Origin of the sequence: Rhizobium cauense (assembly GCF_019511525.1) — a bacterium.
GTDB lineage: Bacteria > Pseudomonadota > Alphaproteobacteria > Rhizobiales > Rhizobiaceae > Rhizobium > Rhizobium cauense.
Window position 1 is genome coordinate 1 of sequence record NZ_JAEUAT010000005.1, and the last position, 19,779, is coordinate 19,779.

Sequence of the window (19,779 nt, forward strand, 5' to 3'; positions counted from 1 at the left end):
CATTGATATAGAGCGGGTCGCTGGCCATGCGATTTCTATCTCACATCGGCTGCCCCTTGGGAACAGACAAAGAAACCCGGCGGAGACCGCCGGGTTTCACGTGAATCATCAATCAGTTGTCGCTGATTTACTCGGCTGCGACGCGAAACCCCGGGGCCGCATCGCGCACCCCGCCGTCGACGTGGCTCTCGAACTTCGCGAAATTCTCGATGAACATCGCCACAAGCTTGCTTGCCTGTGCGTCATAGGCAACCGGATCCTGCCACGTCGAACGCGGATCAAGGATGGTCGTGTCAACGCCGGGCACGGTGACCGGAACCGCGAAGCCGAAGTTCGGGTCGACGCGGAAATCCGCCTTGCCGAGATCACCCGAGAGCGCTGCGGCGAGCAGCGTTCGGGTTGCCTTGATCGGCATGCGCTTGCCGGTGCCGTAAGCACCGCCGGTCCAGCCGGTGTTGACAAGCCAGCACTCGACACCGTGACGGCCGATAAGGTCCTTCAGGAGATTGCCGTATTCCGACGGATGCCGCGGCATGAAGGGCGCACCGAAGCAGGTCGAGAAGGTTGCTTCCGGCTCGGTTACGCCGCGCTCGGTGCCTGCCACCTTGGCGGTGTAGCCGGACAGGAAGTGGTACATGGCCTGGTCCGGCGTCAGCTTGGCGATCGGCGGCATGACGCCAAAAGCATCCGCTGTCAGCATGATGATCGTCTTCGGGTGGCTGGCAAGACCGGTCTTCGAGGCGTTCGGGATGAAGTCCAGCGGGTAGGCGCAACGCGTGTTTTCCGTCAGCGAGCCATCGTTGAAGTCAGGCTCGCGCTGATCGTTCAGGACGACGTTTTCGAGAACGGTGCCGAAGCGCTGCGTCGTGGCGTAGATTTCCGGCTCGGCTTCTGCCGACAGGCGGATGGTCTTGGCGTAGCAGCCGCCTTCGAAGTTGAAGATGCCGTCCTCGCCCCAGCCGTGCTCGTCATCGCCGATCAGCGTGCGGGCCGGATCGGCCGAAAGCGTCGTCTTGCCTGTGCCCGAAAGGCCGAAGAAGACCGCCGCATCACCATCAGGGCCGACATTGGCCGAGCAGTGCATCGGCATGACACCCTTCGCAGGAAGCAGGTAATTCAGCACGGTAAAGACCGACTTCTTCATCTCGCCGGCGTAGAAGGTGCCGGCAATCAGCACTTCGCCGTTCGTCAGGTCGCAGGCAATGACCGTTTCCGTGCGGCAGCTGTAGCGCTCCGGATCAGCCTTGAAGGTCGGTAGGTTGATGATCGTCAGCTTCGGAGCGAAGGTGTCGAGCGCGGCCCGTTCCGGACGGATCAGCAGGTTGCGAATGAAGAGCGAATGCCAGGCAAGCTCGGTGACAACGCGCGTCGGCAACGCATTGTTCTCATCGGCACCACCAACAAGATCCTGAACGAACAGGTCCTTGCCTGCGGCATGGGCGAGCATGTCCTTTTTCAGGAGCGCAAAGTGCTCCGGCGACATCGGCTTGTTGTTATCCCACCAGATCTGATCGTCGGTGTTGGCATCACGCACGACGAACTTGTCCCGCGGCGAGCGGCCAGTGTGCTGGCCGGTCAAGGCGCGCAAGGCACCATGAGCAGTCAGCTGAGCCTCACCCCGGCGAATCGATTCTTCATAGAGGGAGGCGGCATCGAAGTTGTAGCGAACGCTGTTTGCGCTCCCCAAACCGATCGTCGCCAGCTCTATCGCCGGGTTGTGGACTCCGAACAGCTCCATGGTCTTTTCCCTTCCCTGAGGCTTGCGCCGTTAAGAACTGAGGATGAGCGTACGGGTGGTCTTTTTAAAACGCAATAGAGAAAAGTCGATAAAATGTAGCAATATCAAACTATTAATCGATTTAAATTTCGGCGCCTTATTTTAAATCGTTTGAATTCCGAATCGCTGCGTAAACACCACATGCAATCTTTGGTTGCCATCAAAACTTTGCAACAATCCCGCCCTTTATCTTTGCCACAATTTGTTCCACCTTTATCCCCCATAAGCGCATCCGGTTCAGAGAGGCCGCCTGGGGGACCTTCAAAAATCCTGGAGACGCGCATAGATGACGGAGACGAATACCATGCCGACAATCGCGCTCGTTGATGACGACCGCAACATCCTCACCTCGGTATCGATTGCACTTGAGGCAGAAGGATATAAGGTCGAGACTTATACGGATGGCGCCTCGGCCCTCGACGGTCTTCTCGCCCGCCCGCCGCAGCTTGCCATCTTCGACATCAAGATGCCGCGCATGGACGGGATGGAACTCTTGCGTCGCCTGCGACAGAAATCCGACATCCCGGTTATCTTCCTCACATCAAAGGACGAGGAGATCGATGAGCTGTTCGGCCTGAAGATGGGTGCCGACGACTTCATAACCAAGCCGTTCTCGCAGCGCCTGCTGGTCGAGCGCGTGCGCGCAGTGTTGCGCCGCGCATCGAGCCGCGAAGCCGCCGCCGCAGCCGGTGGTGCTGCACCAAAGCCGGGCACCGCTCAGCAGCTCGCCCGCTCGCTGGAGCGCGGTCAGTTGGTCATGGACCAGGAGCGCCACACCTGCACGTGGAAGGGCGAGCCCGTGACGTTGACGGTGACCGAATTCCTAATCCTGCATTCGCTGGCCCAACGTCCGGGTGTCGTCAAGAGCCGTGACGCCCTGATGGACGCTGCTTATGATGAGCAGGTTTATGTCGACGACCGGACCATCGACAGCCACATCAAGCGGCTTCGCAAGAAATTCAAGATGGTCGATACCGACTTTGATATGATTGAAACGCTCTACGGAGTGGGGTACCGCTTCCGCGAAGCAGCCTGACGCCAAAGCGGCGCGGCATCTGAGAATTGTAGAGAGCTGCTGATCGCGAAAGCGTTCCGCTCTCCGAAAGGGCCTGTGGTTGGCACAGTTGGTGCAGGAAAGAGATCTGGATGAGGCGGAAGGCGTGAGCAGCCGCCGCGTCAGGGGACGACGTTGGTCGCACCCCTTCACGATCATCCGCCGCATCTTCGGCAACGCCGTCTTTTCAAGCCTGACGCGCCGGATCCTGTTTTTCAATCTCGCCGCACTCGTCGTTCTTGTCGGCGGCATTCTCTATCTCAATCAGTTCCGCGAGGGGCTGATCGACGCCCGCGTCGAAAGCCTGCTCACGCAGGGTGAAATCATCGCAGGTGCAGTCTCGGCTTCTGCGTCTGTTGATACCAACTCGATTACCATCGATCCGGAAAAACTGCTCGAACTGCAAGCCGGCCAAAGCATCACACCGGTCCCGAACGACGAGGATCTTGAGTTCCCGATCGACCCCGAAAAAGTCGCTCCGGTTCTGCGACGCCTGATTTCACCGACCAGAACCCGCGCGCGTATTTTTGACGCCGACGCCAATCTGCTGCTCGACTCCCGCCACCTCTATTCACGCGGCCAGGTCTTGCGTTTCGATCTGCCGCCGGTCGATGACGAAGAGCAGACCTGGAGCCAGTGGTTCACGACGATCTTCAACAAGGTCCTGCAACCTGGAAACCTGCCGCTCTACAAGGAAGCACCGGGCGGCGACGGCTCCATCTATCCGGAGGTCATGAACGCCCTGACCGGCGTGCGTGGTGCAGTGGTCCGTACGACCGAAAAGGGTGAACTGATCGTTTCCGTTGCCGTTCCGATCCAGCGCTTCCGCGCTGTCCTCGGCGTGCTCCTGCTATCAACGCAGGCGGGCGACATCGACAACATCGTCCACGCCGAGCGGTTGGGCATCATGCGCGTTTTCGGGGTGGCGACACTTGTCAACGTTCTGCTGTCGCTCGTTTTATCCTCGACAATCGCCAATCCTCTGCGACGTCTATCCGCCGCCGCCATCCGCGTGCGCCGCGGCGCAAAGGAGCGCGAAGAAATCCCGGACTTCTCCGCTCGTCAGGACGAAATTGGTAACCTTTCCATTGCGTTGCGCGAAATGACAACCGCACTCTATGATCGCATCGACGCGATCGAGAGCTTTGCGGCCGATGTCAGTCATGAGTTGAAGAACCCGCTTACGTCGCTGCGCAGTGCAGTCGAAACACTGCCCCTCGCCAAGACGGATGAATCCAAGAAGCGCTTGCTCGATGTTATCCAGCATGACGTTCGCCGGCTGGACCGGCTGATCAGCGATATTTCCGATGCCTCACGTCTTGATGCCGAGCTTGCACGCGTCGATGCGGGCTCTGTCGACCTCGAAATCCTGCTCCGCGACCTCATCGACGTGTCGCGCCAGATCCGCAACAAGAAGAAGGAAGTGCAGATCGAATTCGCGATCGAACGCAAGCCCGGCGTAAAGACGCGGTTTGCCGTCAACGGACACGACCTGCGCATCGGCCAAATTGTCACAAACCTGATCGAGAATGCCCGCTCTTTCGTTCCGGAGCACGACGGCAAGATCACCGTGCGGCTGGTCAGGACCCGCTCCCGCTGTATCGTCTACGTCGAGGACAACGGTCCCGGCATCCTCGTCGAGAATATCGATCGCATCTTCGAGCGTTTCTATACTGACCGTCCGGAATCCGAAGGCTTCGGGCAGAATTCGGGCCTCGGTCTGTCAATCAGCCGTCAGATCGCCGAGGCACACGGCGGTTCGCTGCGGGCGGAAAACATCATCGATCCTGAGACTGAAAAGCTCCTCGGAGCGCGCTTCATCCTGGCCCTTCCCGCTGATACGAACGTATGACGGATACACCTTCGAACATCCACGCAACAGCAATCGTTGTCGGCAGGACCGGCCTCCTTTTCATGGGGCCCTCAGGATGGGGGAAGTCAATGTTGGCCTTTGCCTGCCTGACCGAAGCACAGCGCATGGGCATTTCATCGACGCTTGTTGCCGATGATCAAGTGCTGATTTCCGGGCAGAACGGAGCGGTGCTCGCGACGTGTCCTCCCTCGATTGCCGGTCTCATCGAGTTACGGGGTACCGGCATCGTCCAACTCCCGCATGCGGCAAGCGCCGTGATGCACTATGCCATCCTTCCGGGAAGCGCATCAGGCGAACAAAGGCTCCCGCCAGAAAGCGAGCGGACGTTTGTCGCCGGGAGCCTCGATCTGCCGGTCATTCGGTTGCTGGCTAACACTCCCATGCCCCTTGCGGTACTGACTGCAAAAGCGCCGGATATCGGACAATAATGCCCGCGAAATCAGCAAATCCGGCCCATAAAGTCGTATTTTTGTCTTGCACTTCGGCTTTTCATCGCCAAGATGTGCCCCCACGGTGGACGCGATTGCTGCATTGCGATATTGGGCCCACCGTTTTGCATACGCCACTAGGAGCAGTAATATCATGATCGGACTTGTGCTTGTCACTCATGGCAAGCTGGCTGAAGAGTTTCGTCATGCGGTCGAACACGTCGTCGGTCCTCAGAAATTCATCGAAACGGTCTGTATCGGTCCCGAAGACGACATGGATCAGCGGCGGCAAGATATTCTGGAAGCAGTATCCCTCGCAGACGACGGCCATGGGGTCATCATCCTCACCGACATGTTCGGTGGAACCCCCTCCAACCTGGCAATATCCGTCATGAGCAGCGGCCACACCGAAGTCATCGCCGGCATGAACTTGCCGATGCTGATCAAGCTTGCGGGCGTGCGCGGCGAAAACAATATGGAAAAGGCACTCGTCGAGGCTTCCGAAGCCGGACGGAAGTATATCAACGTCGCGAGCCGCGTCCTCAGTGGCAAATAGTGAGCACACCGCGCCCATGACGGCACTCTCCCGAGAAATTCTGATCATCAACAAGCGCGGCCTGCACGCTCGTGCTTCTGCCAAATTCGTTCAGCTGGTCGAGAATTTCGATGCCGCGATCACCGTTTCGAAAGACGGGATGACGGTTGGCGGGACATCGATCATGGGACTGATGATGCTGGCGGCAAGCCCTGGCTCCAGCGTGCTTATTTCGGCCAGCGGCAACCAGGCCGCACAGGCGCTCGACGCGCTCGACGAGCTGATCCAGAACCGGTTCGGCGAAGAAATGTGAGCCCATTGCGGCTCATATAAACATATAAAGACTTCTTTATATCATTATTGCCTTCGTCATAGAAGCCTGCTAAACGGCCACCATAGCCGCGCAAGCCGCGTGGACGCTATCCGGCGCATGCACATGCGCTTTCGAGTTTGAGCCGCTTTTCAGCCTGGAGAACCCAATGAGCACTGAAAAAGATTATGTCGTCGCCGACATCGGCCTCGCGGACTTTGGCCGCAAGGAAATCACGATCGCAGAAACCGAGATGCCGGGCCTGATGGCCTGCCGCGCCGAATTCGGCGAAGCAAAGCCGCTGAAGGGCGCACGCATCACCGGCTCGCTGCACATGACCATCCAGACGGCCGTACTCATCGAAACGCTCGTCGCCCTTGGTGCCGAAGTTCGCTGGGCTTCGTGCAACATCTTCTCGACGCAGGATCATGCCGCAGCCGCAATCGCCGCTGCCGGCGTTCCGGTTTTCGCCATCAAGGGCGAGTCGTTGGAAGACTACTGGGTTTACACCGACAAGATCTTCCAGTGGGCCGATGGCGGCCTCTCCAACATGATCCTCGATGATGGTGGCGACGCCACGATGTACATCCTCCTCGGCGCGCGCGCTGAAGCCGGCGAGGACGTGCTGTCCAACCCACATTCCGAAGAAGAAGAAATTCTCTTCGCACAGATAAAGAAGCGTCTGGCCGCATCGCCGGGCTGGTTCACGAAGCAGCGTGATGCCATCAAGGGTGTAACTGAAGAAACCACGACGGGCGTCAACCGCCTGTACCAGCTGAGCCAGAAGGGCCTCCTGCCCTTCCCGGCGATCAACGTCAACGACTCGGTGACCAAGTCGAAGTTCGACAACAAGTACGGCTGCAAGGAATCGCTGGTCGACGGCATCCGCCGCGGCACCGACGTAATGATGGCCGGCAAGGTCGCCGTCGTTTGCGGATATGGTGACGTTGGCAAGGGCTCGGCCGCTTCGCTGCAGGGCGCAGGCGCCCGCGTCAAGGTAACCGAAGTCGACCCGATCTGCGCGCTCCAGGCAGCGATGGACGGTTTTGAAGTCGTCACCCTCGAGGACGTCGTGTCTTCGGCTGATATCTTCATCACCACAACGGGCAACAAGGACGTCATCCGCATCGACCACATGCGTCAGATGAAGGATATGGCGATCGTCGGCAACATCGGCCACTTCGACAACGAGATCGAAGTTGCGGCGCTGCGTAACCTGAAGTGGACCAACATTAAGCCGCAGGTCGACCTGATCGAGTTCCCGAAGGGCAACCGCATCATCCTTCTCTCGGAAGGCCGCCTGCTCAACCTCGGCAATGCGACGGGCCATCCGTCCTTCGTCATGTCTGCCTCGTTCACCAACCAGACGTTGGCGCAGATCGAGCTCTTTACCAAGCCCGGCCAGTACCAGAATCAGGTCTACATCCTGCCGAAGCACCTCGACGAAAAGGTTGCACGCCTGCATCTCGACAAGCTCGGCGTGAAGCTGACGCAGCTTTCGGCAGAACAGGCAGCCTATATCGGCGTTACACCGCAAGGCCCGTACAAGGCGGACCACTATAGATATTGATCGCTAAATCAATATCCACAACATCTAGAGGGGCGCCACATTGACAAATGTGGCGCCCTTATTTTTTGGCACACACCTTTCCGCCGATTCCCTTCCGAAGTATTGTTTTAACACTCGATTCGTGGCCACGGACGTGTCCGTTTGCTTCGAAAATGGGATGTCTTGTCGTGATGCGGCACATTAAAGGACGGAGACATACCGCGCATGTCGGAAATGATGCACAGCCTGGTCGAACAGGCGGAGGACGGCGCTTACGCTGACTCCTGCCCGCTCCATTCAGGCGAACGGAAACCTGTCGGCAGATCAAAAGTTGCCGCCGAGAAGCCAGGAATTTTGGCTCGTGTGGCGCGCATCTTTGCTGCTGGCACTGCGATCGCATCGATTGCGCCGCCGGTTTTCGCGCAGGTCGAAGCCGAGGCCGTGGCGTCGGCGCATCTCTTCACATCGTCGCAGGTTGTCAGCCTTTCCGTCGTTATCGGCGTCATCTCCGCCGCATTGCTCTCAACTCTCTGGGTCGTTCGCCAGCGCGGCAACCTCGAAAGCGAGAGCCGTGAAATCCGCTCGGCGCTCTCTGACGCGCAACAGCGCATCTCGCAGTATCAGGCGCTGATTGCGGACAAGAATCGCCGGATCGTCATCTGGGATGGCAATGAGCGCCCCGAGCTCATCGGTCAGCTGCCGGCGGAGACCGGTGCGCCGCAGGACAGCGAATTCCTTGCCTTCGGCCTGTGGCTCAAGTCACGCTCGGCATCCGAACTCGAGCGCGCGATCGACCGCCTGCGCGGGTCGGCCCACAGCTTCGACATGGTTGTTGAAACACACCGCGAGGAAATACTCGAAGCACAGGGCCGGGTTTCCGGCGGCCGCGCATTCGTCCGCTTCGTGGCGCTGAACAATCTTCGAGCCGAGCTTGCCGAGCTCAAGATCGAGCGCGACAGGCTGCTCTCTTCGATCTCGGCGTTTCAGAGCATGCTCGATGCGATCGATCTTCCTGTATGGCAGCGTGATACCGAAGGTCGGCTGACTTGGGTCAATCATGCCTATGGCGAAGCTGTCGAAGCAGCCACGCCGAAGCAAGCGATTGATGAAGGCCGGGAATTCCTGACCACAGTCGCTCGCGAACGCATCCGCGCCACCGCCACTCCCGAGTCACCCTTTCATGACAAGATCTCGACTGTCGTACGCGGCAACCGCACCTTCTTCGATGTTGTCGATGTAAAAGTCCCGAGTGGTTCCGCCGGCATAGCCGTCGATGTTTCAGGCATTGAAGCTGTTCGCGCAGAGCTGGAACGGACGCTGAAAAGCCACGCCGAGACACTCGATCATCTTGCGACCCCGGTGGCGATCTTCGATGGCGACCGCAGGCTACAGTTCTACAATCAGGCGTTTGTCTCCCTCTGGGAGCTCGATATCGCTTTCCTTGAAAGCCGACCGGACAATGCCGAACTGCTGGAGCGTTTGCGCGCTGCAAAGAAGTTGCCCGATCAGTTGAACTGGAAATCCTGGAAGGAGACAGCGCTCTCGGTCTACCGCGCGCTCGATACCCAGTCCGACCTCTGGCACTTGCCGAACGGCCAGACGCTGCGAGTCTTCGCAACGGCGCATCCGCAAGGAGGCGCAACCTGGGTGTTCGAGAACCTGACCGAACAGGTCGACCTCGAGACTCGCTACAACACGCTCCTAAAGGTGCAGGGCGAAACGATCGATCACCTCTCCGAAGGCGTTGCCGTCTTCGGGCCTGACGGCCGCATTCGCCTCTCGAATCCCGCCTTCCGCGCACTGTGGGGAATTACGGAGGCCGAAGCGAAATCCGGCACGCATATCCGCGCCCTTGGCGAGGCATGCTCCCAGTCATATGATCGCCCGGACGGATGGAAGACCTTCGCCGAGTTGATCACCAGCTTCGACGATGAGCGCCGCTCCAGTCAGGGAACGCTCGAGCTGTTTTCCGGTCTCGTGCTAGACTATGCCGTGATTCCGCTGCCCAATGCCCAGACGATGCTGACATTCGTCAATATGACCGACAGCGTCCGTGCCGAGCGCGCCCTGACGGAAAAGAACGAGGCGCTGCGCAAGGCAGACGAACTCAAAAACGACTTCGTCCAGCATGTTTCCTATGAGCTGCGTTCTCCGCTCACCAACATCATCGGCTTTACTGATCTGCTGCGTACGCCGGGACTCGGACCGCTGAACGACCGGCAGGCGGAATACATCGATCACATCTCGACCTCTTCGTCCGTTTTGCTGACACTGGTCAACGATATCCTCGACCTTGCCACGGTCGATGCCGGCATCATGCACTTGAACTACTCATCGATCGATCTCGGCGACCTGCTTGACGACGTATCGATGCAGATTGCCGACAGGCTACAAGAAAGTGGCGTGACGCTGGCAATTACCGCTCCGGCACACCTTGGCTCGATTGTAGCCGACCCGCAAAGGCTAAAGCAGATCCTCGTGAAGCTGCTTTCGAATGCTGCCAACTTCTCTCCGGAGGGATCATCGATCTCGCTCGAATGCCAGCGCGAGGGGACGGACTTTGTCTTCTCCGTCAGTGATCGGGGCCCCGGCATCTCGCAGGATATGATCGCCAATGTGTTTGACCGCTTCGCCACAGGTGCGAAAAGCGGCAAGAGAGGTGGCGCAGGACTTGGGCTCTCGATCGTTGACAGCTTCGTCAGTCTTCACCACGGGACAGTCACAATTGACAGTCAGCCGGGCAAGGGCACGATCGTGACCTGCCGGATTCCTTCGATCGATCTCCCGACATCTGTCGCAGCCGAATGATGGCGGGGTTTCCTGTCATTTCCCTCTCCCTGAAGGATGAAGCGGAAACAATCCGCTTCGGGGAGGATCTGGCGCTGGCGTTGAAGCCAGGAGACTGCCTTGCCCTTTCGGGCGACCTCGGCGCCGGGAAATCGTCACTTGCCCGCGCATTCCTGCGGGCGATGGCGGATGACGACGAGCTTGAGGTACCAAGTCCCACCTTCACCCTGGTGCAGGCCTATGACTTGCGCATGCCCGTCGCGCACTTCGATCTCTACCGTCTGAGCGATCCGGCCGAACTGACTGAACTCGGCTTCGATGAGGCGCTCCAAGACGGCATCTGCCTCGTGGAGTGGCCTGAGATGGCTGCCGACGAACTGCCAGTCGACCGGATCGCGCTCAGGCTCGAGCACGAGGGTTCAGGTCGACGGCTGACCATTGTGGCACCGGACAAGCAAGCTGCCCGAATCCGTCGCGTCTTGGCGATCCGCGATTTCCTGGATGCAGCGGGCTATCCCCTTGCGAAACGTCGTTTCCTGACAGGCGACGCCTCGCTTCGAGCCTACGAAGCCATCTATGCCGGAGGCGGGAAGCGACGCGTGTTGATGGATTGGCCGCCCCTGCCTGAAGGGCCGCCAGTGCTGGATGGCAAACCATATCCGAAGGTCGCGCATATCGCCGAAAATGCCTATCCGTTCGTCGCTGTTGCGAATGTGCTTCGACAAGGCGGCTTTGCCGCACCAGAGGTCTACAAGGTCGACTACGACCAAGGCATTCTGCTTTTGGAGGATCTTGGCACCGAAGGCGTTCTCGACGCACAAGGTCAACCTATCGCCGACCGTTACCGGGCGAGCGTCGCGTGCCTGGCGCATCTCCACTCGCTAACGATCCCACAGGACATCCGTGTCACGGATAGCCATGTCCACCACATCCCGGATTTCGACCGCACGGCTATGAAGATGGAAGTGCGCCTCGTTCTCGACTGGCATTTGCCCTGGAGGCGTGGAGGCAATGCTGCCAGCGATGAAGAGCGTCATGAATACCTCGCCATCTGGGACAAGCTGATCGACGAATTGGAAACATCCGAAAGGAACCTTCTCCTTCGTGACTTTCATTCGCCGAACATTATCTGGCGAGAGAATGAGACCGGCATTGCTCGAGTCGGACTGATCGATTTTCAGGATGCGATGATCGGCCCCACCGCCTATGATCTCGCTTCGCTGGCCCAGGACGCGCGCGTCACCATCGCGCCGGATCTGTTCCAGCAATTGATGGACGATTATCTATCGCTGCGACAAGCGCAGGGTGGATTTGATGAGGCGCGCTTCCTGAAGAGCTGGGCAATCATGTCGGCGCAACGCAATTGCAAGCTTGCTGGTCTCTGGGTTCGCCTGATGCAGCGAGACGGAAAGCCCGGCTATATGAAGCATATGCCGCGCACGCTGTCGTATCTTTCCGTAGCTTTGGCACACGAAACGCTTGCCCCCTTGCGCGACTGGTTTGTAAGGGCTGGAATAGTACCCAGCGAATCATAGTTTCTCGGATCAAATGAGCATCAAACAAGCCATGGTTCTCGCTGCAGGTCTCGGAACCCGCATGCGACCGATTACCGACACCATCCCCAAGCCGCTCGTGAAGATCGACGGCAAGGCGATGATCGATTACGCGCTGGACTCGCTTGCCGAAGCCGGTGTGGAAAAAGTGGTGGTCAATGTTCACCACCACGCCGACCAGATGCTGTCCCATCTGGCTTCGTACACTAACCTCGAAATCATTGTCTCCGACGAACGAGACAGGCTGATGAACAACGGCGGCGGCCTCGCCAAAGGCCTGAAGCTGCTTGCTCCAGGCAAGGTTTTCGTCACGAATGCCGATCTCTTCTGGATCGCAGAACGCCCCGGCGTTCCAAGCAACCTGACACGCTTAGCCGGATTCTTCCAACCTCAAAGCATGGATATGGCGATGCTTTGCGTGCGGTTGGAAGACACGACCGGACATAATGGAAAGAACGACTTCAACATGGCCGGCGACGGACGCTTGACGCGCTTTGCGGATTCCGCGCCTGGTCCCGTCGTTTACGCCGGCGCCATTGCGATGGACACGTCGTTCCTCGATGACGCGCCGGACGATCCATTCAACCTCAACCTATATTTCGACAAGGCGATCTCTCGAGGACGGCTCTACGGTACCGTGCTCGAAGGACACTGGCTTACGGTCGGCACGCCGGAGGCAATTGACGAAGCGGAGGAAACGATCCGGCGCTACCGGACGTTTGCATGACGGATGGCCGAGCAGCACCGGCCAAGGATCCTGACTATCGCCGCGGGACTCCCTTTCCTTAAGACCCTTGCGGAAAGCCTCTGTGATGGCAGGCTGACCTCGCGTTTCCGGTATGACCCTGACGATCCTCTGTCACTTGCAAAGGTCACCATCTATCTGCCGACCAGACGCGCCGTACGCGTCCTCCGTTCCGAGTTCGTTGACCTTCTTGGTGGGCGATCGGCAATCTTGCCGGTCATCCGTCCGCTTGGCGAAACCGATGACGACAGTGGCTATTTTGATGAAGCCGTGCCGGCGGCACTGGATCTGGCGCAGCCACTCTCGAATACTGCCCGTCTGCTGGAACTCGCTCGCCTCATTCTGGCCTGGCGAAACAAACTGCCGGAAATCGTTCGCAGCATCCACTCCGATTCACCGCTTGTCGCCCCTGCGAGCCCCGCAGATGCAATCTGGCTTGCGCGCAATCTTGCGGAATTGATTGACGACATCGAGACTGAGGATCGCGATTGGACCGAGCTGTCCCACCTGAACGCAAAAGACTATGCGCTCTGGTGGCAGCTGACAGCCGAGTTTCTGCAAATCGCCAGCGCCTTCTGGCCGGAGCGGTTGAACGAGCTTGGAAAATCATCTCCGGCAAGGCACCGCAACGCTATCCTTCGCGCCGAAGCAAATCGCCTGGCGACAATTCCGCCAACGGGACCCATTATCATTGCGGGATCGACCGGCTCGGTGCCAGCCACCGCCGACCTGATCGCGGCCGTAGCCGATCTACGCGAAGGCGTTATCGTACTGCCGGGCCTCGACCTCGGCATGCCGGACGATCATTGGCGAATGGTCGCGCCGGATGATCGGAAAGATCATCGCACCGATCCGGCAAGCCGCAGCCATTCGCAGTACGGTCTGGCGCAACTTTTGAAGCGACTGAACCTGACCCGCGAGGACGTTCTGTTGCTTGCGGAGCCGACTGAGGAATTGCGGTGGCGCAACGAAATCCTGTCGCACGCCCTCTCACCGGCTGAAGCCACCAGCGATTGGGGCGCGTGGAAGGCAGGGTTGTCCGACGCTGCCATGTCCTCGGCATTCGCCGATGTCTCGCTGATCGAGGCAGGCAATGAGCGAGAGGAAGCCACGGCCATCGCCATCGCTCTCCGCTTAGCGCTTGAACGCCCAGGCAAGGACGGAGAGAGCCGAGCGGCACTGATCACCCCCGATCGAAATCTGGCGCGCCGCGTGACCACTGAACTGTCTCGCTTCGGTATCATCGCAGACGACTCCGCCGGCACACCGCTCTCTGCGACACCGCAGGGAACATTGCTGCAATTGCTGCTCGAGGCTACGCTTCGCCCAGGCGATCCCGTCGCCATCGTGGGCTTGCTCAAGCACCCGCTGGCACACTTCGGCTTGGAGAACGGTGCGCTTGCCGAAGCGGCAACGGCACTCGAACTGCTGGCGCTTCGGGGTGGCGTCGCCGACGTCGACATTACGGCACTGGAACCACTTCTTGAGCAACAGTTGTCCGAGCAAGCCCTGGATCGCCACGCGCCGCAATGGCGCAAGGCGCTCCCTACAGACGCGGTCGACCGCGCGCGTAACCTTGCCCGCCGCGTCGCGGAAGCAACCGAACCGCTTGCATCCGCGCTTGTTCGCAGCCTGCCCAGAGAGCGCGGCCTGACGACCAGCTTTGCGCTTTCCGATTGGGCGCAACGCACCGGGCGCGCGCTGGAGGCAGTCGCCGGCGACGAGCGTGGCGACCTTGCCGGGCTCTGGTCCGGCGAGGCTGGTGACACGCTGGCTTCAATGCTCGGCGAAGTCATCGAAACCGAAGGGCAGATGGACGCCGACGGTCCGCAGTGGATCGACATCGTCGCAGCACTCTTGGCGGGACAAGCCGCGAAACCGCGGGCACTAAGCCATCCGCGCCTCTTCATCTTCGGTACGTTGGAAGCACGCCTACAGAGTGTCGATACTCTCATCCTGGGCGGGTTGAACGAAGGATCATGGCCGGGACAAACGTCCAATAACCCCTTCGTTTCCCGCACGATGAAAACGGAGATTGGGCTGGAGCCGCCCGAGCGACGGATCGGCCAGCTGGCTCACGATTTTGAAATGGCCAATGGCACGCGCCACCTCATCTATTCACGGGCGCTCCGACAAGGTTCGACGCCAACGGTTGCGTCGCGCTGGCTGCAGCGGTTGCTTGCATTCGGCGGAAGGGACTTCGAAGCCGAACTCAAAGGCCGCGGCGACAGCTTCGTGCATTGGGCAAACCTGATCGACCAAGGTGATCACCAGGCACCCACACAGCGCCCCAGTCCAACTCCACCACTAGAGATACAGCCTAAATCATACTCTTTCAGCGAGGTCGGACGCTTGCGCCGCGACCCCTATGCGATCTATGCGCGGCGCGTTCTGCGGCTCGACCCCGTCGCTCCATTCAACCGGGACCCTGGCGCTACGGAACGGGGAACGCTCTATCACAAGATCATCGACCGTTTCGTGCGGGAAGGCCACATTGCCGGAACGCCGGCTGCAGAAGCGTCGATGGAGACCATTCTGACCGAGCTCTTCGATACTGAGCAGCTCCCCGCGCACATCGATGCCGTTTGGCGTCCCCGCTTTCGGGAGGTGGCCCGCGCGTTTCTCGATTGGGAAGCGCGCCGACAGCCGGGTATTCGGAAAACCCTGACAGAGGTGCGCGGCGGCGTTGAGTTGGAGACCATCAATATCAGGCTGAGCGGCGTCGCCGACCGGATCGACATCATGGGAATGGGCACCGCCGACATTATCGATTACAAGACCGGGCACAATCCTTCGCCGGCTCAGGCTCGTGCGCTGCTCGATCCTCAGCTGGCGCTGGAGGCGGCTGCGCTCCACGCCGGCGCCTTCCGGGATGCCGGCAGTCTCGTTCCGCAGGATCTTCTCTATGTGCGTTTGCGTCCAGGAGATCGTTTCCGGGCCGATACCGTCAACAACGAGACCTCGGCCCGGACCGACAAGGCGAAGTCGGCCATGGATCTTGCCGCGGACTCGATCGATCAACTCGTAAAATTCGTCTCGCTTTTGCAGTCGGGCGAAAAGGGTTTCACCTCGCGACTCGTGCCGGCACAGCAGTTCGACTTCGGTGGCGACTACGATCACCTCGCCCGCGTTTCCGAATGGTCGGCGGCGGAAACCGATGAGGCAGCTGGCGATGAATGACGAACCGACATTGCCCGAGGACGATGATCCGATCGCCTGGACGAGTTGGACAACCATCCAGCAATCGATCGCATCCGATCCGCAACGCTCAGCCTGGGTTTCGGCCAATGCCGGCTCAGGAAAAACCCACGTCCTGACGCAGCGGGTCATTCGGCTGCTGCTTGCGGGAGCACGGCCCTCAGCAATCCTCTGCCTGACTTACACGAAGGCGGCGGCATCGGAAATGTCGAACCGTGTCTTTGAGCGGCTCGCTGAATGGGCTGTTTTGTCGGATGACGAGCTTGACGAGCGTATTACCCGGATCGAGGGCAAGGCGCCGGATGCGCTGAAGCGTGCCGAAGCCAGGAGGCTTTTTGCGAAAGCGCTCGAGACGCCGGGCGGCCTGAAGATCCAGACCATCCACGCCTTCTGCGAGGCGCTGCTGCATCAGTTTCCACTGGAGGCCAATGTGGCCGGGCACTTCTCCGTGCTCGACGATCGGGCAGCCGCAACTCTTCTGGCGGATGCGCGCAGGTCCCTACTCACTGCGACCACGCCGGAGGATGACCCCGCACTGGCGGAGGCCTTCAGCTACGTCCTAAATCTTGGCGATGAGTCAGGACTGGAAAACCTGCTGGAAGAGATCATCGCCAATCGCAATGCAATTCGGGCCTTCACGAGAGAAGCAGAAAGCAAAGGTGGCCTCGACGCTGTGCTTCGCAAGAAGCTTCGGCTTTCGGGCAATGACACGACAGCTGGAATCGCGACAGAATATTGGCCGCTTCCTGGACTGAGCGGCAGCGCGTTTGACCTTTATCTGGACGTCGCTGATCGCAAGGGAGGTGCGAAGGCGCACGATGTTGCTGCTAGCTTGCGGACGGTGGCGCGCGAACGCGACTCCGCGCGGCGCGCTTCGCTGCTAGAGACAATCTTCCTGACCCGCACAGGAGAACCAAAGACGGATTCGCAGTTTTTGGTGAAGGCGATGCTGAGCGAAGCACCCGAGCTCATCGAGGCCGTAGCAAGGGCGCGAACGCATGTCGTGCAGTGCCGGGATCGATTGAAAACAGCGCGCATGTACGAGGCAACGCGCGCGGCACTCGTTCTCGCAGACCGTCTAAACAAGGACTACGACGATCTCAAGAAGCAGCGTAGCCAACTCGATTTCGAGGACCTGATAACGCGGACTGCCGAGCTCTTGAACAAGAGCGATGTTGGCCCGTGGATCCACTACAAGCTTGACCAGGGCATCGACCATATCCTTGTCGACGAGGCGCAGGACACAAGCCCCATCCAATGGAGCGTTATTCAGTCACTGGCCGCGGACTTCTTTTCCGGCGAAAGCGCCCGCAATACAGTGCGAACCCTCTTTGCCGTTGGCGACGAAAAGCAATCTATCTATTCGTTCCAGGGTGCCCGCCCTGAACGTTTCTCAGAGGAAAGCCAGCAGACGCGCAGGCGCGTCTCGCAGAGCGGGCTTGCCTTCTCCACGGTACGGCTTCCGCTGTCGTTCCGATCAACCTCCGATGTCCTCGCCGCCGTCGACCATATCTTCACGCCAGCCGAGAATGCCCGTGGGCTTAGCGCTACGGGCGAGCCTGTGGTTCACCGTTCCAACCGTATCGGACACCCCGGCGCCGTCGACCTTTGGGAGATGGTCGCACCCGAGGTCGCCACAAAGGCGGAAGATTGGACGGCTCCTTTTGATGCCACACCAGAGAGTGCGCCGGCATCCGTTCTCGCGCGCCGCATTGCTCACACGATCGGCAATCTCGTCAGCAAGGAGACCATCGTCGAGAAGGGCAGGGAGCGGCCGATCGAGGCCGGCGATATTCTGGTCCTGGTGCGTAAGCGCGATGCCTTCGTCAACGCATTGACACGTGCGCTGAAGCGACGCGGTGACATACCGGTTGCCGGTGCTGACCGCCTTCGCCTGACAAGCCACATCGCCGTGCAGGACCTCGTGGCTCTCGGCCGCTTCCTCTTGTTGCCCGAGGACGACCTCTCCTTGGCGGCGCTCATGAAGAGCCCGCTTCTCGATCTGAACGAAGACGACGTATTTTCAGTTGCTGCCCTTCGTTCGGACGGCGAGAGCGCCTGGGCGCACATGCAGAAGTTCGCCGTCGACGGCAGCGCGCGGTTCGAAATGGCCGTCGCGCGTCTCAGGCTTTTCCTCGATGAATCGAAGAGCCTGCCGGTTCACGATTTCTATGCGCGCGTCCTGGGATGCCATGGCGGGCGACGACAGTTCCTTGCTCGTCTTGGAACTGAGGTCAGCGATATCCTCGATGAATTCCTGACGTTCGCACTCGACCACGAAAACTCGGGTCTACCGGGTCTGCAGTCCTTCATTTCGACGCTCGAGATCGAAGCACCAGAGGTGAAGCGCGAGCAGGACAAGGGCCGTAACGAAGTCCGGATCATGACAGTCCATGCATCGAAAGGTCTCGAGGCCCCGATCGTGTTCCTTGTCGACGGCGGATCCAAGGCCTTCACGCACTCGCATATGCCGAAACTCAGACTGCTGGAGCAGGAACATGGCGAACCACCCATGCCAGCCTGGGTTCCGCTCGGCGACCTCAGCAACTCCCTCACGCAGGCCGATGCGACACGCATTCAATCGCTGGCGGAGCAGGAATACCGCAGGCTGCTCTACGTCGCGATGACGCGCGCTGCCGATCGCTTGATCGTTTGCGGATACAGAGGCATCCGCCCCAACACCGATACATGGCATGCGATGATTTCGGCGGCGATGACGGACAGCCATCCGCATGTATCCGCAGCCACTTTCTCCGGTCCTGACGGCAACTGGTCCGGCATCGAATGGCGAGTTCCGCGGGTCACGCGAAGCTTTGAGCGGATCGAGCGTGTCGAACAGACCATGAGACAGGACTCTATCCCAGCCGGTCTCGACAGGCCGTTGCCGCAACGCAGGCAGTTGCCTCGCCCGCTGAGCCCATCCGGCGTCGGAACGATCGTCGATGATGGTGCGGACGACCTGCTGGTCGCTTCCCCGCTCTTTACCGAGAAAGGAAAGCCGGACCGCTCGCTGCAAAAGGGGCGGCTTCTCCACCGCATGCTCCAGACGCTGCCTGATGTGCCGCGTCTTGAGCAAGGGGATGCGGCCATGCGTTACGCCAAGCGAGCCGCATCGTTCTGGTCCGAATCCGAACGACAGCAACTGGTCGATTCGGTTATGAAACTATTGCGTGACCCGGGCCTGGAAGGCGTGTTCTCGACCCATGCACAAGCGGAAGTCTCGGTCATGGGCACGCTGACGATCGGCGAAGTGGACCACGCAGTCTCGGGTCGCGTCGACAGAATGGCGGTCTTCGACGATCACGTCGTCGTGCTCGACTACAAGACCAATCGCGTCCCGCCACAGACGACAGAGGCGATCCCTTTTGCCCACAAGGCGCAGCTTGCCATCTATCGCGAGATCCTGGCGCCGCTCTATCCGGGCAAGCGCGTCGATTGCGTGCTGGTCTACACGGAAAACGGTTCCGTTCACACGCTGACGCCGGATGCCTTGGCGTCGGCGCTTGCGCAACTCGAGACAAAGTGAAATACCGGGCATTGAAATTCCCGCACCGCACGCTCACATGTGCTTCAACAGGAATCCGTAAAGGAGCAGCCTATGGCTACCGTAAAAGTCGATATCAACAACTTCCAGTCGGAAGTTCTGGAATCCGCAGAACCCGTCGTCGTCGATTTCTGGGCTGAATGGTGCGGCCCGTGCAAGATGATCGCCCCCAGCCTCGAAGAACTCGCTGTCGAGTTTCAGGGCAAGGTGAAGGTCGCCAAACTCAATATCGATGAAAACCCGGAACTTGCCGCCCAGTTCGGCGTCCGTTCCATTCCGACGCTTGCCATGTTCAAGGCCGGCGAAGTTGCCGACATCAAGGTTGGCGCTGCCCCGAAGACCGCTCTTTCGAGCTGGATCTCCAGCGCTGCTTAAGCATTGCATATAAGCTGATAAGAAGAAGCCCGGCATTTGACCGGGCTTTTT

Annotated in this window: 13 protein-coding genes; 12 read left to right on the forward strand and 1 reads right to left on the reverse strand. The window is 59.6% G+C overall.

Translation table 11 applies throughout. From position 1 onward, the window contains the following. Positions 1 to 127 precede the first annotated feature (127 nt). Positions 128 to 1,738: a phosphoenolpyruvate carboxykinase gene (locus JNB88_RS10715; protein ID WP_220355460.1), complete on the reverse strand. Its 1,611-nt coding sequence runs from the start codon at positions 1,736 to 1,738 to the stop codon at positions 128 to 130. Between the two features lie 343 nt (positions 1,739 to 2,081). On the opposite strand from JNB88_RS10715, the gene JNB88_RS10720 reads away from it, so the two are divergent. The 12 genes from JNB88_RS10720 to trxA all read left to right on the forward strand — a co-directional run bounded on the left by JNB88_RS10720 (position 2,082) and on the right by trxA (position 19,728). Next, on the forward strand, positions 2,082 to 2,813 hold the full coding sequence (locus tag JNB88_RS10720) for a response regulator transcription factor (RefSeq protein ID WP_016556884.1): 732 nt from the start codon (positions 2,082 to 2,084) through the stop codon (positions 2,811 to 2,813). A 79-nt stretch (positions 2,814 to 2,892) separates the two neighbouring features. Then, positions 2,893 to 4,683 (forward strand): stimulus-sensing domain-containing protein, encoded by a 1,791-nt coding sequence (locus tag JNB88_RS10725; RefSeq protein WP_037131512.1) that lies wholly within the window; start codon positions 2,893 to 2,895, stop codon positions 4,681 to 4,683. Further along, positions 4,680 to 5,132, forward strand: coding sequence for an HPr kinase/phosphorylase (locus JNB88_RS10730; RefSeq protein ID WP_220355461.1), 453 nt, complete (start codon positions 4,680 to 4,682; stop codon positions 5,130 to 5,132). Before JNB88_RS10725 ends, JNB88_RS10730 begins: the two co-directional genes overlap by 4 nt. A 154-nt stretch (positions 5,133 to 5,286) precedes the next feature. Continuing rightward, complete coding sequence (locus JNB88_RS10735) at positions 5,287 to 5,688, forward strand: PTS sugar transporter subunit IIA (protein WP_220355462.1); 402 nt, start codon at positions 5,287 to 5,289, stop codon at positions 5,686 to 5,688. Positions 5,689 to 5,704: 16 nt separating this feature from the next. Then, positions 5,705 to 5,980 carry an HPr family phosphocarrier protein gene (locus JNB88_RS10740; RefSeq protein ID WP_016556881.1) on the forward strand — a complete coding sequence of 92 codons (276 nt, stop codon included), beginning with the start codon at positions 5,705 to 5,707 and terminating at the stop codon, positions 5,978 to 5,980. Positions 5,981 to 6,146: 166 nt separating this feature from the next. After that, entirely contained in the window at positions 6,147 to 7,547 is a 1,401-nt protein-coding gene (ahcY, locus tag JNB88_RS10745) for an adenosylhomocysteinase (protein WP_037131525.1), read from the forward strand. A 204-nt stretch (positions 7,548 to 7,751) separates the two neighbouring features. Further along, a complete protein-coding gene (locus JNB88_RS10750) occupies positions 7,752 to 10,334 on the forward strand; it encodes a PAS domain-containing sensor histidine kinase (protein ID WP_220355463.1) in 2,583 nt (860 codons plus the stop codon). Further along, complete coding sequence (tsaE, locus tag JNB88_RS10755; protein WP_220355464.1) at positions 10,334 to 11,848, forward strand: tRNA (adenosine(37)-N6)-threonylcarbamoyltransferase complex ATPase subunit type 1 TsaE; 1,515 nt, start codon at positions 10,334 to 10,336, stop codon at positions 11,846 to 11,848. The genes JNB88_RS10750 and tsaE overlap by 1 nt, the downstream gene beginning before the upstream one ends. A 13-nt stretch (positions 11,849 to 11,861) precedes the next feature. Then, a complete protein-coding gene (locus JNB88_RS10760) occupies positions 11,862 to 12,593 on the forward strand; it encodes a nucleotidyltransferase family protein (RefSeq protein ID WP_220355465.1) in 732 nt (243 codons plus the stop codon). A 3-nt stretch (positions 12,594 to 12,596) separates the two neighbouring features. Continuing rightward, on the forward strand, positions 12,597 to 15,791 hold the full coding sequence (addB, locus tag JNB88_RS10765) for a double-strand break repair protein AddB (RefSeq protein WP_220355466.1): 3,195 nt from the start codon (positions 12,597 to 12,599) through the stop codon (positions 15,789 to 15,791). Beyond that, on the forward strand, positions 15,784 to 19,335 hold the full coding sequence (gene addA / locus JNB88_RS10770) for a double-strand break repair helicase AddA (protein WP_220355467.1): 3,552 nt from the start codon (positions 15,784 to 15,786) through the stop codon (positions 19,333 to 19,335). Before addB ends, addA begins: the two co-directional genes overlap by 8 nt. A gap of 72 nt (positions 19,336 to 19,407) precedes the next feature. After that, a complete protein-coding gene (gene trxA, locus JNB88_RS10775; protein ID WP_007528746.1) occupies positions 19,408 to 19,728 on the forward strand; it encodes a thioredoxin in 321 nt (106 codons plus the stop codon). The last annotated feature ends 51 nt before the right edge of the window (positions 19,729 to 19,779 follow it).